This window comes from Aureibacter tunicatorum, from assembly GCF_036492635.1.
Taxonomy (GTDB): Bacteria; Bacteroidota; Bacteroidia; order Cytophagales; family Cyclobacteriaceae; genus Aureibacter; species Aureibacter tunicatorum.
The window spans coordinates 2,803,525-2,817,743 of the sequence record NZ_AP025305.1; the positions used below are offsets into that span (position 1 = coordinate 2,803,525).

The window sequence follows — 14,219 nt, forward strand, 5'->3', positions numbered from 1 at the left end:
ATATTACACATAAAGATCACAATGATTTTTTTGATATCTTGGAAATTATAATTTATATCGCTATCTAAAAATTTATTTTACGATATAGCGTATGAGTTATTTTTTTCAAGACAATACTACCAATAATTTACAAGCTTCAACTGATAATTTTGGGAGTTCTCTGCCCTGTCCATTTTTAATCATTAATGACCAGTTCAATGTTATTTATGAGAATAACGAAGCCTCGCAAAGCTTTGGGAGCCAACTAGGCCATTCGATCTTTGAACATGTCATTCAAGACAGTTCCAAAATCTTAAAAGAAGATCTTATCGCTTTATCCATTGGCAATAAATTTATCAGAAACCAAATCATCTCATGCGGGGTATCGGATGAACGATGCTTCAAACTTACTTTCAAAAAAATTCTGGAGAATGGTCAAACATGTATTTCCATCATAGCTATTGACGCATCCGACCAATTAGCAGCAAAAAGAAAGCTCCACAACTTGAATTTAATCTTGTCAAATAGCTCGGAAATGATAGTATTTCTGGACAGCCAATACAACTTTCTCGTTGCCAACAAGACATTTCTCAAAGCTATCAATCTCCCTCTGGACTATATTCTAGGCAAATCCTATATCAAAATTATGGGAAAATTCGCCGACGAACAAAACATTAAAGACAGCTTGTTCGCTTGCCATGGCAAAAACACTATCAAATGCCAAGATTGGTTCAACTTTCCCATTCAAAAAAGAATGCACTTGGACTTGCGATACGACCCTGTTAAGGCTGAAAACAACAAGCTTAATGGAATCATAGTCAGTGCCAGAGACACTACAAACCTTTGGAAAGCAGAGCAAAAATACAAGCAAGTCTTGGATGCTTCGGAAGATGGATTTTGGGAATTAAATGTCAGAACTTTAAAGATTTTTCTCAGCAAGAAAATATACACAATGCTAGGCTACAACCCCGCTGATTTTAAAAACAATGAATTGCGAAATCTGCCTATCATAGAGATTGATGACAAAAAACTACTGGTCGAAAATTTCAAGAAATTTCTTCGCAGCAGAAAAGATTATTACAAGAGCGAATTCAGAGCCCAAACCAAAGATGGAGATTTAAAGCACATACTGATCAGAGGCAAAGTTATCGAGCGAACACATTCCGGGTTTCCCATCAAACTCATCGGAGCGCATACTGACATTACTGCTATTCGTGAAGGCCAACTAGAGCTTAAGAAAGCTAAAGAAGAAGCTGAAAGAGCGAATAATACCAAAAGCGAGTTTTTAGCTAACATGAGCCATGAAATCAGAACCCCTTTGAATGCGATATTGGGCTTTACTGACATATTAGCTTCCTCAAAGGGCTTGGAAGACAACGAAAGATCATATCTATCCTCCATCAAAAAAAGCGGTTCGACTCTTCTAGCCCTCATTAATGACATTTTAGATCTATCTAAAATCGAAGCAGGCAGGATGGACATAAATTCCGAAGTCACTGATTTTTACGGTTTTCTTAAAGATGTTCAACAAATATTCAAGCACAAATGCTTGCAAAAAGGCATAAACTTCAAGCTCTATCTTGATGAAAGCCTACCGCAATACTTGATCATAGATGCGATAAGATTGCGACAGATTCTTTTTAATCTGCTTGGAAACGCTATTAAGTTTACCGACAAGGGCTTTATATCCTTAGATATTGTCATTGAAAAAATTAATGCGAATACTCTAGATCTTGTAATAAAAATCAATGACACAGGCATAGGCATTGCCAAAGACCAACAAGAAGAAATTTTCGAAGCATTCAAGCAAACAGGTCAAAATAACAAAAAATATGAAGGCACAGGCTTGGGACTGGCGATTACCAAAAGACTAATTCATATCATGAATGGCGAATTGGAATTAAACAGCAGATTGGGGATCGGAACCACTTTCAGTATTAAACTCAAAAATATATCCATATGGAACCATGCAATGGAGATGGATTTGATTACCCAATCTCATAAAATTCATCAATTAGAATACGAATCGCCTAACATATATTTTATTTCCAAAAGTAAAAGCATTAAAGACAAAGTCGCCAATCAATGTAGCACTTTAGAAGCAAATCTGATATTAATCTCCGGTATCGAAAATGAACTATTGCACCAAATTAAAAACGGAGACTTTATCATCATTGACAAGTCATCAAAAGAATCATTGGATAAAGCTATTGAAATAATAAATAGACTTCCAGAAAGAATAAAACCAAGACTAGCCACTACATTCCCATATGAAAAGAAAATAATGAACTTAAGGGTGGTAAATGAAGACAAAATAGGCTCATTTATTGCTGAAAATCTTGCAGAAGATAAAAAGAACAAAGAATTTATTGATGAAGAACTAACTAGCATTATTTATTCTGTACCTTCGGAGATAGCTGTACAATTCAGTGATTTCTTAAGTAACGAATTGCACCCTACTTGGATTCAAGCTAGAGATACGGAATTATCTGAAGACATAAATAAACTTCTGAATAAATTAAAAATTATTAATGAGCTTTATGACAACAAAGCTTTAATTCGATATCATAAAGAACTTGAAAAAGTGTATAACGAATTCGATCTTTTGAAAACGACAGCCATTATCAATGAATTTGAAAATATTTATAATGAAATAAAAAGTCATTTGAATATTTAGCTCGACACTTTTATTTTGAGCTAAATTTCGACTAAACATACATTTTTTAATATGAATACCAATAGTACACCAAAAATCCTCATCATTGATGATATCTCTCAAAATGTGCAAATTGCCGCCAATATCCTCAAAGATGACAATTATAATATAACATACGCGCTAAGCGGTCGAATGGCATTGGAAAAGATGAAAAGAATAAGCATTGACTTAATTCTTCTTGATATTATGATGCCGGACATGAACGGCTTTGAGCTTTGTTCTATTCTAAAAGCAAATCCCGAGACATCTGAAATCCCCATTATTTTCCTAACAGCCAAAGCGGATATCGACAATATATCAAAAGGTTTCTCTTTAGGTGCTGTGGACTATATCACAAAACCATTCAATGGAAATGAATTACGCGCAAGAGTCAAAACCCACCTAAATTTAAAGCAAGCTAAAGAATCTCTCGAACAAGCCAACTTTTTCAAAAATCAATTGCTGTCAATAATTGGCCATGACTTGAGAGGCTTGGTAGGAAATACCAACACGCTTTTTCAGATGGCTGAATTGACTTTTGAGAAGTCTCCTGAGAAGGCCAAAAAATTCCTTTCGCTAGGCAAAGAATCTGCCGCCAATATCTTGGTAACACTCGAAAACCTTCTGGAATGGGGAAGAATTGATAATTTAGACTCAAACTTTGATTTAAGAAAAAACAACATCCTTGAATCAATAAACTGCTGTGTCGTATTATTAAAAAACATTGCGAAGAACAAAAATATAAATATCATCGTCAAGCAAAACTGTGAAAGCGATTTCGCTCTGTTTGACAAAAGAATGATTGACACTGTCATTCGAAACCTTATAGCCAATGCCATCAAATTCTCAAAAGAAGACTCAGAGATACATTTGACAGTCAAAGACCAAGAGAGCTATCTAGAAGTTACTGTCAAGGATTATGGCATAGGAATGACTGAATCGAAATTAAGCCAAATCAATGATTTTGGAAAAGCCGCCACCAGCGAAGATGGGACCAGCGGAGAAGTTGGTTTTGGACTGGGCATGCAAATCGTAAATAAATTTTTAGAGCAGCATGACACCAAGCTTAAAGTAACCAGCCAGTTGGATCAAGGGACTTCATGTATATTTAAACTCCAAAAAGCAACTCATATGCATCAACAATTATTATAGCTTCCTTTTCGTTATGAAAGTATCAACATTCACTTTGAAGAGAAATCTATTTATGCGAAATTCCATATATTGTGGGATCTAGCAAAAAATTGAAAGAATCATATGAAATTCAAGCTACTAATAACACTCTTATTTTTTATAATACAAAGCAACATTAACGCTCAAGATTTAAAAATCTACTATTTTGATGATCTTGACAATTTTTCAAAAACCGTAGATGACAATGGAGTTTGCACTTACAGAGTCAATGAAAATAAAATTATCTCAGGCCAATTTGTCAACGGCAAAAAAAGCGGCAAATGGAAAAGCTTTTATCCAGGCAAAGGAACTCTCCATCATGTCGTAGAATTTGTCAATGACTCATTGCATGGAAAATACATCGAATATTCTTCACACAAAAAAATAAAAATATCGGCAAACTTTGTCAATGGGGTTCTCAATGGTGAGTTCGCTTACAATAGCGATATTGGAAAACCTATTTGGAATGGTTTTTTTAAAAACAACCTTAAGGAAGGGGTTTGGATCCAATTCGACAACAATGGTTTTAAAAAGCAGTCAATTCAATATGTCGCTGGGCAGGTAAATGGAAAAGTGATAGAGTATGGAGCTCAGAATAAACCTCTGCAAGTTTCGCAATATAAAAACAACAAGCTTAACGGTCAATTCACTAGCTACGACCCTTATCATACCAACAAAATTTTTGAATCCGGGAACTATCATATGAATACTAAGATAGGCATATGGCGCGAATTCCATCTCAATGGAAAAATCGCCATTGAGTCAAATTACAACACAATAGGAAAACTCGATGGCCCCAAAATCGAATTCTACTATGACGGCGACACCGCCTCTGTAGAATACTATGCGAATGACAAACCAATTAAAACTTGGAAATCTTACTGGAGAAACCATAAGCTAAAAAAAGAAATTCATTTCAACGCGGAAAACAAGCCAGACGGACTTTACATGGAATATTTCTCCAATGAAAAGCCAAGTGTCATAGGTCATTACAAAAACGGTGATAAAACCGGAAAATGGCAATCTTATTATGTCAATGAAATGGTATATTCCGCGGGTCATTATGTTGACAATCAACAAGAAGGTAATTGGAAATATTTTCATGAAAATGGAAAGATTTCTTCAGAAGGGAATTTCGACAAAGACAAAAAAGTAGGCCAATGGTTTGACTTTCATACAAATGGAAAATTACTCTGCATTGGCGAATATGACCAAGATGGCGAAAAAACTGGTTTATGGGGCTATTTTTACAAATCGGGCAAACTTCAAAAAGAAGAACAATGGAGCAAGGGCAAACTACTTTCAGTCGACAAGCTATTAACCAGCAGAGGAAAAGATCTTGAAATCGGCAGCTTAAAAGATGGCGATGGCACATTGAACAACTATGACGAAAAAGGCAATTTAGTCAGCATTGGAAGTTTTGTTGATGGATATCTGGATGGGCCTTGGCTTGAATATCATAATAACAAAGCCATAGCTATCGAAGGCCATATGTCAAATGGCAAAAAGGAAGGTGTATGGAAGTACTATGACAAAATAGGCAGCCTAGTCCAAGAAAAAGAATTCCGTAATGATGAAGAAATTAAAACCACCAGTTATTCACCCTACGGCCAAAACGAAATTTATATGAATGAACCATCAAGCTTGTTTTAAAACTTGATGGTTTTCTTAAATGATACACCTATCTCTATTCCTTCCTCTAGAATTCTTTGATCATAGGCTACTATTATTTTTCCTTTGGAGCTTTCTATTTGATACCTATATGAAATCCCAAAAAACCGTCTCTCTATGATTTTAAATCCTTTCCCATTTAGATCTATTTCTACATTTTCAGGTCTTGAAAATTCATTATTGGCAAGTTCATTTAGTTCACCAAATATTCTGGCGACTTCCTTGCAATTAGGTGAATTATAAAGCGACTCCGGCTCTCCGCTTTGCATTACCTGACCGCCTTCCAATACGTACACTCTATCGCATAAATAATATACCTCTTGAGGGTTATGGGTAATCACCAAAGCACCTATCCCTGTAGACTTGATTATTTGTTTGATTTCCTCCTCAAGAACTGCTCTGTTATGATGGTCAAGATTAGAAAATGGCTCGTCAAATACTATCATCAACGCCCGCTTAGCTATTGCTTGGGCAATTGCCACTCTTTGCTTCTCCCCTCCTGACAATGTCAAAGCCAATTTATCCTCATATCCGTCCAGATTGCACAAAGCCAGCAACTCACGCACTTTTTTGCCAACATACTCTTTCGTATAATTCCTTAAGAAAATGGCAATATTATCATATACAGATTTATAACGATCCACATCCAGTCGTTGGTTAACGACAGCTATATCTCTGCAACCCGGCACTAAAGTTTCACTAGCTCTGAGCACTCGTTTGCCTTTAAGCAACACCCTGCCTTCCGTAGAATCTTCTAATCCCGCAATAATCTTCAATAAAGTTGACTTACCGCTACCGCTTTGTCCCACCAAGCCAACACACTCTCCGTTGCCAACTGTTATTTCTATATTTTTCAAAGCTTGAACCCCAGTTGCTTCATACAGCTTGCTGACATTCTCCACTTTCAAAAGCTCTGCCCCCATATATATTTGCTTACAATTAAGAATAAACTACCCTTTTCAATTAAAATCAAACATGCTTCTCTACAACCTTTTTCAATTCAGCCTTAGTCATCAACCCTGCCTTTTTAAACAATTGCATCCCTGACTTGTACATCATCAACGTTGGAATGCTTCTAATTGAAAACCTTGCCGCCAATGCTTGATTCTTATCTACATTGACTTTAATGACTTTTAGTTTCCCCGCATATTCTTCGCTGATTTCTTTTATTATAGGCGAAAGCGTCTGGCAAGGCCCACACCAATCCGCGTAGAAATCAATCAATACAGGTTGTTTTGAGTTCACTAGCTTATTAAAGTTTCCTTTCATATCATCTTATTATTTCTTGAGGGCTAATTTCATTAAAGTGAAATAAAAAAAAAAATTTATATGCAACTTCAAGCAGCTTATAAATTCGAGTTTGAAATTTTTAGAAGAATCAAATGCTGGATTTTATAAGATTTTAACTTTTTCTTTTTTACCTTAGAGTTTGAAATTGATTAGAATCAAAGCAAATATAGATCATATGCTTTTGGAATTTGAAAAACCTATAGCCGATCTTGAGCATAAGCTCAAGGAAATGAAGGCCTTAGCTTCCGAAAATGGAGTTGATGTAAACTCAACTGTAGAAATTTTAGAAGGAAAGATACTAGATTTAAAAAAGGAAACTTTCGGAAATTTGACTCGCTGGCAAAGAGTTCAGCTTTCAAGACATGCTGAGAGACCTTATTCATTGGATTATATTTACGCTATATGCGACGAGTTCATTGAAATTCATGGAGACAGGCAAGTAGCTGATGATAAAGCAATGGTTGGTGGACTTGGAACTATAAATGGTAAGACATATATGTTCATCGGCCAGCAAAAAGGTCGAAACACTAAAGATCGCCAACTTAGAAACTTTGGAATGCCAAACCCTGAGGGCTACAGAAAAGCTCTAAGACTTATGAAAATGGCTGAGAAGTTCAATGTACCTGTGGTAACGCTGATTGACACTCCTGGAGCATTCCCTGGCTTGGAAGCTGAAGAAAGAGGACAAGGCGAGGCTATTGCAAGAAACCTCAAGGAAATGGCTGTTCTTAAAGTTCCTGTGATTTGCATTGTAATAGGCGAAGGAGCTTCAGGTGGAGCTTTGGGCATTGGCGTTGGAGATCGTATAATCATGCTTGAAAACACTTGGTACTCTGTTATTTCACCAGAATCATGCTCTTCCATACTTTGGAGAAGCTGGGATTACAAAGAGCAAGCAGCTGAAGCTTTAAAATTGACGGCAACAGACATGCAAAGCTTCGGTATCGTTGACAGAATCATCGAAGAGCCGCTTGGAGGAGCCCACAAAGACATTCATGCAATGTGCAACAAGCTCAAAGACGTGATCATAGAAGAGGTTGAATCGCTATCGAATTTAGAGCCTCAAGAAAGAATACTGAAAAGAATTGACAAATTTGACAACATGGGAGTTGTCAATGAAGAAGTAACTCAATAAAACTCAAGCCTGCTGTTCACCAGCAGGCTTTTTATTTATAATGAAATTAAATATAATCAACGCCGGACATTTTAGACTCGACGGTGGATCAATGTTCGGGATTGTTCCAAAAAGCATCTGGGGCAAAGCGTGCCCTTCAGATATCGACAATCGAATTGAATTAGCTGCCAATTGCTTATTGATACAAACAGATGATAGAAATATCATTATTGACACTGGGCTGGGAAATAAGCAAAATGAAAAATTTTTTGGACACTATAATTGGGACAAAAATAGCTTAGGGTTAGAAAAAGGTCTTTGGAATAACGGACTGACCCCTAATGACATAACTGATGTATTTCACACTCATTTGCACTTTGATCATTGCGGAGGCGCTATTAAAAGAGATGAAAACGATTCGTTAATCCCAACTTTTCCTAATGCTACATATTGGCTTAGCAAAAAACATCTGGAATGGGCTTTAAACCCAAATGACAAAGAAAAAGGAAGTTTCTTGAAAGAGAATATATCTCCTATTTCCACGCTTGACTCCTTGAAATTCGTAGAGGAAGGACATGATTTGCCTTTTGAAATCATCACCGTCAATGGACATACTGAAAGTCAAATATTGCCATTAATAAATTGCAATGGCCACAAATTGATTTTTGCCGCGGATCTTCTTCCAACAACATCTCACATACCGATGCCATATGTCATGTCATATGATATCAACCCTTTATTGACTATTGAGGAAAAGAAAAAATGGTTTGAAACTGCTTTAATTGAAGAGTGCATCTTCATATTAGGCCATGACCCTTACAGTGAGTGCTGTACATTGAGAATCGAAAATGGGAAATACAAGATGAACGATGCTGGAAAAATAAAAGATTTTATATAAAAAAGGCTGTCATAATATATGACAGCCTCATTTTTTATAAATTCAATTACGGAGTTTCAGTTGCTATTTTTTTTTTGAGCAATCCAATCAAGCTCGCTTTTTCTTCAATTATTAAAGTCACCAGCAGAGCAATCGCGAATATGTGAAATAGAATATTGATGAGTCCAATTTTAGAAGGAAAAATATCTATATTCACTCCCTGCCTCTCAGGGTGCTGTTGTAAAAATATTGTTGCCATTTCAATCTGATCAGGAAAACTATTCAGCGCATCCGGGATAACAACAGATATCAATGCTACAGTTAACACTCCAATAAACATCAAATAAAAAATTGGCCTCAGAGGTTTATTTATTTGCAAGGGAAATATCAAAATCAAGGCGCCCAAGACCTCCAAAACAGTTATAGGATAAAACATTGTATCTCCAAATGGAATTGGAACTGGACTAGTTCTCAAATATTCCAGAAATGCTTCTGGATGAATCAATTTGAAAAAGCCGGGAATTAAGAATATCAACCCCAGACCAATTCGAACTACCGAACTCATATGGCTCTTTTTCTCCATAATATCTCATTTTTTACCGTTAACATAAATTAGAACCATAAACCAAACTGATGGTTCCAAAATATTATGGATTACTTAAAAATGATAACCTACGCTGAGTTTGAAAAAAGGATCAAAATTCGATTGTGTGCCTGACTCGTCCAAACTATTTTGAAGCATTTGGTCGGAATATTCTCCCATAGGCTTTCTCCAAACACAACCAACATTCAAACCGACATTAACATCTAATGTCAAGCCTCTTTTGGAATTCGACAATGAGCTTAGAAAGAAATGCGAATCTTGAACCCAACGAAGTCCAACAAACATTGAGTAATTCAAAATATTTCTTCTTTGTTCGAACTTTTCACTTTTCCTTACATCCGTCCAGCTAGCGGTGGTAATATTTCTATAATTAATTCCATGCCCGAAATAAGGCATCCCAAAGACTGTATGTCTGTGATAAAACTTCTGATTTATCCCCATTAAAACTCCTGTTTCAAAAACATCCGTAGTGTCCATTTTTGAGAAATCGCTATACAAAGGGCTCTTTCGATAGCCTAAAAACAGCTCATAGCCCATTCTCTCTCTAAAATGGAACTCCAAATCCAAGCTTAAATTATCCAAGCTTTGAGAAATTGGGGAAAAAGAAACTATCAAATGCTCCGTTTCATTCTTTTGAGCCTTAAAATATCTCACTTTAGTCTTCTTCTTATAAATATAAGCAGGAGATTTGCCTGAATTCTTCACCTTTTGAATGATCATTTCCATCTCCAAAGGCTCATAAAACCCAGACATTTGGCCATTTCTCTTATACAGTTTCCATTGCCCAATTTTTTGATCATTCAACAACTCTCCCTCCATGCTTACTGTGGAATCATCATAGAATCCTGTATACTTTCCATTTCCAGACTGGAACACCGCTATTCCTTCGACACTTCCATCAAGGTTGTAATATGTCCACTTGCCTTCATACGCTTCATTGCGAATTGTGCCTTCCGCCTTCAATTCTCCCGATGGATAAAATTCCTTGTAATGACCTGTTCCTCTATTATACTCGCAAAGTCCTTTGATCTTGCCGTCATTGGCATAAAGTTTCCACTGTCCCTGTCTCAACTCGTTAATGGTCTTGCCCTCCATCACAGTATTGCCTTCTCTGGAATAGTATTTCCAAGACGCGTCCCCTTTTTCATTATAAACAGCTCTCGCGGACAAATACCCTTCCCTATCAAAGAAAAGCCATTCATTTAGCTTCTTCCCGTCATAATAAACGCCTTGTCCCTTCAAGCTCCGGTCCTCATAATAGTAATACCACTGCCCTACTTTTTCTCTTTGACTGTCAAGTTCTCCTTCAGCTACAAGGTTGCCTTGCTCGTCGAATTCGGTATACCTCATAGGAGAAGTGGAATAATCAATTTCTTGCTTGGATGTGCCACTTTCATAATAAAACACCCATCGCCCTACTTTAAGATCCTCTACATACTCCCCTGACGACTTAGGAGTGCCACTTTCATAGTAATATGTCCAAACATGCGACTTGATGCCATTTTCATACCCTCCTTCAGACTTCAATTCTCCATTTTCATAGTAAAATTGCCAGTGTCCTGTCATTTGATTTCCAACAAAGTATCCCTTTTTTGTTATTTTGCCATTTGAAGAGAAATATTGCCAAAGACTATCCGGCAAATTATTTGAATAAAAGCCCTTCTCTTTAACTTTTCCATTTGGAAAATAAGACACATACAAGCCTTCCAACTTTCCATCAGAATTAACATAAAAAGTTTCTTTTATTGATTGATTGGAAAAATACTTATTCACCTCCCTCAGATTGTCTTTTTTGTCTTGACAAAAAGCACTGAAGAATATAAATAAGGCAAAAAAGGTATTAAAAATCTTAATCAAAATTTAATAAAGTAGGCTTGGTTAAAATTATGATGCGGTCGCTAAGAGTATATAATAGTAAAATAAACTAATTTTTTCTTATCTGGAAACTATATGAAGGAGTTTTTTGAAAATACACTAAATTCAACTGACAAAATAATACATGCAACTATTCACAGAATATTAAACTATATTTTGAAAAGGTAAAAAGCATTGAGTAATTTCCAACTAGGAACCGCTTTCTGTTCTAAACCGGAATACAGAAAGGTATGATTTTCAATGGATTAATATCATACCTTAAAATATTTAAATACAACTAAAATGGATATAGAGCTTTTATCATCAATTTGCAAACAACCGGGCGCTCCTGGTTTTGAAAAAAAAATCAGAGACTTCATCATTAACGAGGTAAAAGATATCGCTGACGAAGTCAGCACTGACAATATTGGCAATGTTTATATACTAAAAAAAGGGAAATCCAGCGACAAAGTTGTCATGTCCGCAGCACATATGGATGAGATTGGTTTCATCGTTACACATATCGATGAAAATGGATTCATCAGATTTCATACGCTGGGAGGCTTTGACCCTAAAACGCTTACCGCTCAACGTGTCATAGTGCATGGCAAAGAAAAAGACTTAATCGGCGTAATGGGCTCAAAACCAATCCATGTAATGAGCCAAGAAGAAAGAGGCCAAGCGCCCAAACTTGAATCTTACTTCATCGACTTGGGCTTGCCTAAAGAAGAAGTGGATAAATATATTCAAATCGGAGACTCTATCACTAGAGAAAGGGATTTGATTAAATTAGGAGATTGTGTAAATGGCAAATCTCTGGACAACAGAGTTGCTGTGTATGTGCTTTTAAAAACATTGCAGGAATTAAAAGACAAAGAGATTCCATATGATTTCTACGGAGTTTTCACAGTGCAAGAAGAAGTTGGGCTTAGAGGTGCTACTGTAGCGGCCCATAGAGTCAACCCTGACTTTGGCATAGCATTGGACACCACAATTGCCTTCGATCTTCCTGGAGCTCAAGCACACGAAAAAGTTACATCACTAGGCGATGGAGCTGCTATCAAAATCATGGACGCTTCAACAATTTGTGATTATCGCATGGTGGATTTTCTTAAAAAAATCGCTGAAGAAAAAGAAATAAAGTGGCAGCCTGAAATTTTAAAAGCCGGAGGCACTGACACAGCTGCATTGCAAAGAACAGGTAAAAATGGCGCAATTGCAGGAGCCATATCTATTCCAACAAGACACATCCATCAAGTTATTGAAATGTCTCACTGCGAGGATATTGACAATTGCATCAAATTACTCGAATCGGCGATAATTAATATCGACAAAAACGACTGGAGTCATTAATAACAATCATAGTAAAATATCTCGATTAGGATTGTTATATTTGTCTAGCAAAATGATAAGAATTCTTCACTTGCTTGCTTATAGCATACTCTGGAAATCTTATCGCTTTGCATTTTAATTATGAAAATATAACTTATCATTGAGTTCCCTAGATATGAAAAAGAATTTTGTTGAAGAACTGAGATGGAGAGGCATGCTGCATGATGCTATGCCCGGCACGGAAGAACAACTTAATAAAGAAATAACAGGAGCTTATGTAGGAATCGACCCTACTGCTGACTCTTTGCACATAGGCCACTTAGTAAGCGTGATGATGCTGAAGCATTTTCAGCTTTCAGGCCATAAACCATATGCTTTGATTGGCGGAGCTACAGGTATGATTGGCGACCCATCGGGAAAATCTGAAGAAAGAAATCTTCTCAATGAAGAAACTCTCCAAAAGAATCAAGATGGCATCAAGAAACAACTTAGCAAGTTCTTGGACTTTGACAGCCAAGAGGAAAATTCGGCGGAACTGGTTAACAACTATGACTGGATGAAGGAATTCAGCTTCTTGGACTTTGCAAGGGAAGTTGGAAAACATATCACTGTAAACTACATGATGGCCAAAGAATCTGTGAAAAAAAGATTGTCACAAGAGTCAAAAGTCGGCATGTCTTTCACAGAATTCACTTACCAGCTTCTTCAAGGGTACGACTTCTATCATTTGAATCATACGAAAAACGTCAAGCTTCAGATGGGTGGTTCTGATCAGTGGGGCAATATCGTAACCGGGACTGAGCTTATCAGAAGAAAATCTCAGGGAGATGCATTCGCTTTGACTTGCCCTTTGATCACTAAAGCCGACGGCAGAAAGTTTGGTAAAACAGAAAAAGGAAATATTTGGCTTGATCCGGAAAAAACATCTCCTTACGAGTTTTACCAATTCTGGCTTAATACTTCTGATGAAGACGCAGCCAAGTACATCAAAATTTTCACTTTCTTAAGCAAAGAAAAAATTGAAAGTTTATTAAATCAGCATAATGAAGCTCCTCATCAAAGAGCATTGCAAAAGAAGTTAGCCGAAGAGATCACCACTATGGTGCACTCTGCTGAAGACTTGGAAATGGCCCAGAAAGCTTCTCAGATCTTGTTTGGCAAATCCACTACTGAAGACTTGGCTTCTTTGAATGAGAAAACTCTCTTAGCTGTATTTGACGGTGTCCCTCAAAAAGAAATCACCGAAGCTGAATTCAATGAGATTCCAAGTATCCTTGACCTTATTTCTGTGGCATTGGACGGTGAATTCATCAAATCCAAGGGAGAAGCCAGAAAGCTTGTCAAAGGGGGAGGAATTAGCATCAACAAGTCAAAACTAGAAGATGCCGAGCAAACTGTTGATACTATTGGCAAATTGCAAGAAAAATATATTCTTCTTCAAAAAGGAAAGAAAAACTACTTCTTGATTAAAATATCTTAATCGCAAAGAGGAAATATAAAGAAACCAACATATTGATTTCTATCTATATTGTAAAATATTTACTGAGCCACTTGATTCTTTATCGAGTGGCTCTTTTTTATTTCCTACCCATGTGAACTCTCAAAAATCTCCTAGAAACCACTCTTAGAGCTC

The 14,219-nt window shown here is 36.6% G+C and carries 11 protein-coding genes; 7 read left to right on the forward strand and 4 right to left on the reverse strand.

Annotated features, from left to right (window positions below):
* Positions 1–91: 91 nt before the first annotated feature.
* From AABK36_RS12015 to AABK36_RS12025, 3 genes are all read left to right on the forward strand, one after another.
* Positions 92–2,656 carry a PAS domain-containing sensor histidine kinase gene (locus AABK36_RS12015; protein WP_309938743.1) on the forward strand — a complete coding sequence of 855 codons (2,565 nt, stop codon included), beginning with the start codon at positions 92–94 and terminating at the stop codon, positions 2,654–2,656.
* 51 nt (positions 2,657–2,707) lie between these two features.
* Positions 2,708–3,826, forward strand: coding sequence for a hybrid sensor histidine kinase/response regulator (locus tag AABK36_RS12020; RefSeq protein ID WP_309938740.1), 1,119 nt, complete (start codon positions 2,708–2,710; stop codon positions 3,824–3,826).
* A gap of 102 nt (positions 3,827–3,928) precedes the next feature.
* Positions 3,929–5,497, forward strand: a complete 1,569-nt coding sequence (locus AABK36_RS12025) for a toxin-antitoxin system YwqK family antitoxin (protein ID WP_309938739.1) — start codon at positions 3,929–3,931, stop codon at positions 5,495–5,497.
* Here AABK36_RS12025 and AABK36_RS12030 read toward each other — a convergent pair.
* Together AABK36_RS12030 and trxA are read right to left on the reverse strand one after the other, a co-directional pair.
* Entirely contained in the window at positions 5,494–6,438 is a 945-nt protein-coding gene (locus tag AABK36_RS12030) for an ABC transporter ATP-binding protein (protein ID WP_309938736.1), read from the reverse strand. The two genes, AABK36_RS12025 and AABK36_RS12030, sit on opposite strands and share 4 nt — an antisense overlap.
* A gap of 46 nt (positions 6,439–6,484) precedes the next feature.
* On the reverse strand, positions 6,485–6,784 hold the full coding sequence (trxA, locus tag AABK36_RS12035; RefSeq protein ID WP_309938735.1) for a thioredoxin: 300 nt from the start codon (positions 6,782–6,784) through the stop codon (positions 6,485–6,487).
* Positions 6,785–6,980: 196 nt separating this feature from the next.
* Here trxA and AABK36_RS12040 point away from each other — a divergent pair, with 196 nt between their 5' ends.
* Together AABK36_RS12040 and AABK36_RS12045 are read left to right on the forward strand one after the other, a co-directional pair.
* Positions 6,981–7,940, forward strand: a complete 960-nt coding sequence (locus tag AABK36_RS12040) for an acetyl-CoA carboxylase carboxyltransferase subunit alpha (protein WP_309938733.1) — start codon at positions 6,981–6,983, stop codon at positions 7,938–7,940.
* A gap of 40 nt (positions 7,941–7,980) precedes the next feature.
* On the forward strand, positions 7,981–8,817 hold the full coding sequence (locus AABK36_RS12045; RefSeq protein WP_309938731.1) for an MBL fold metallo-hydrolase: 837 nt from the start codon (positions 7,981–7,983) through the stop codon (positions 8,815–8,817).
* Between the two features lie 46 nt (positions 8,818–8,863).
* On the opposite strand, the gene AABK36_RS12050 is transcribed toward AABK36_RS12045, so the two are convergent.
* A complete protein-coding gene (locus AABK36_RS12050; RefSeq protein WP_309938729.1) occupies positions 8,864–9,379 on the reverse strand; it encodes a DoxX family protein in 516 nt (171 codons plus the stop codon).
* Between the two features lie 75 nt (positions 9,380–9,454).
* Positions 9,455–11,173 (reverse strand): toxin-antitoxin system YwqK family antitoxin, encoded by a 1,719-nt coding sequence (locus tag AABK36_RS12055; protein ID WP_309938728.1) that lies wholly within the window; start codon positions 11,171–11,173, stop codon positions 9,455–9,457.
* A 384-nt stretch (positions 11,174–11,557) separates the two neighbouring features.
* On the opposite strand from AABK36_RS12055, the gene AABK36_RS12060 reads away from it, so the two are divergent.
* Complete coding sequence (locus AABK36_RS12060; protein WP_309938726.1) at positions 11,558–12,607, forward strand: M42 family metallopeptidase; 1,050 nt, start codon at positions 11,558–11,560, stop codon at positions 12,605–12,607.
* A 154-nt stretch (positions 12,608–12,761) separates the two neighbouring features.
* Positions 12,762–14,066 (forward strand): tyrosine--tRNA ligase, encoded by a 1,305-nt coding sequence (tyrS, locus tag AABK36_RS12065; RefSeq protein WP_309938724.1) that lies wholly within the window; start codon positions 12,762–12,764, stop codon positions 14,064–14,066.
* Positions 14,067–14,219 lie beyond the last annotated feature (153 nt).

Coding starts and splice junctions, on each gene's coding strand:
- AABK36_RS12015 (WP_309938743.1), top strand. CDS start 92: ATGAGTTATTTTTTTCAAGACAATACTACCAATAATTTACAAGCTTCA.
- AABK36_RS12020 (WP_309938740.1), top strand. CDS start 2,708: ATGAATACCAATAGTACACCAAAAATCCTCATCATTGATGATATCTCT.
- AABK36_RS12025 (WP_309938739.1), top strand. CDS start 3,929: ATGAAATTCAAGCTACTAATAACACTCTTATTTTTTATAATACAAAGC.
- AABK36_RS12030 (WP_309938736.1), bottom strand. CDS start 6,438: ATGGGGGCAGAGCTTTTGAAAGTGGAGAATGTCAGCAAGCTGTATGAA.
- trxA (WP_309938735.1), bottom strand. CDS start 6,784: ATGAAAGGAAACTTTAATAAGCTAGTGAACTCAAAACAACCTGTATTG.
- AABK36_RS12040 (WP_309938733.1), top strand. CDS start 6,981: ATGCTTTTGGAATTTGAAAAACCTATAGCCGATCTTGAGCATAAGCTC.
- AABK36_RS12045 (WP_309938731.1), top strand. CDS start 7,981: ATGAAATTAAATATAATCAACGCCGGACATTTTAGACTCGACGGTGGA.
- AABK36_RS12050 (WP_309938729.1), bottom strand. CDS start 9,379: ATGGAGAAAAAGAGCCATATGAGTTCGGTAGTTCGAATTGGTCTGGGG.
- AABK36_RS12060 (WP_309938726.1), top strand. CDS start 11,558: ATGGATATAGAGCTTTTATCATCAATTTGCAAACAACCGGGCGCTCCT.
- tyrS (WP_309938724.1), top strand. CDS start 12,762: ATGAAAAAGAATTTTGTTGAAGAACTGAGATGGAGAGGCATGCTGCAT.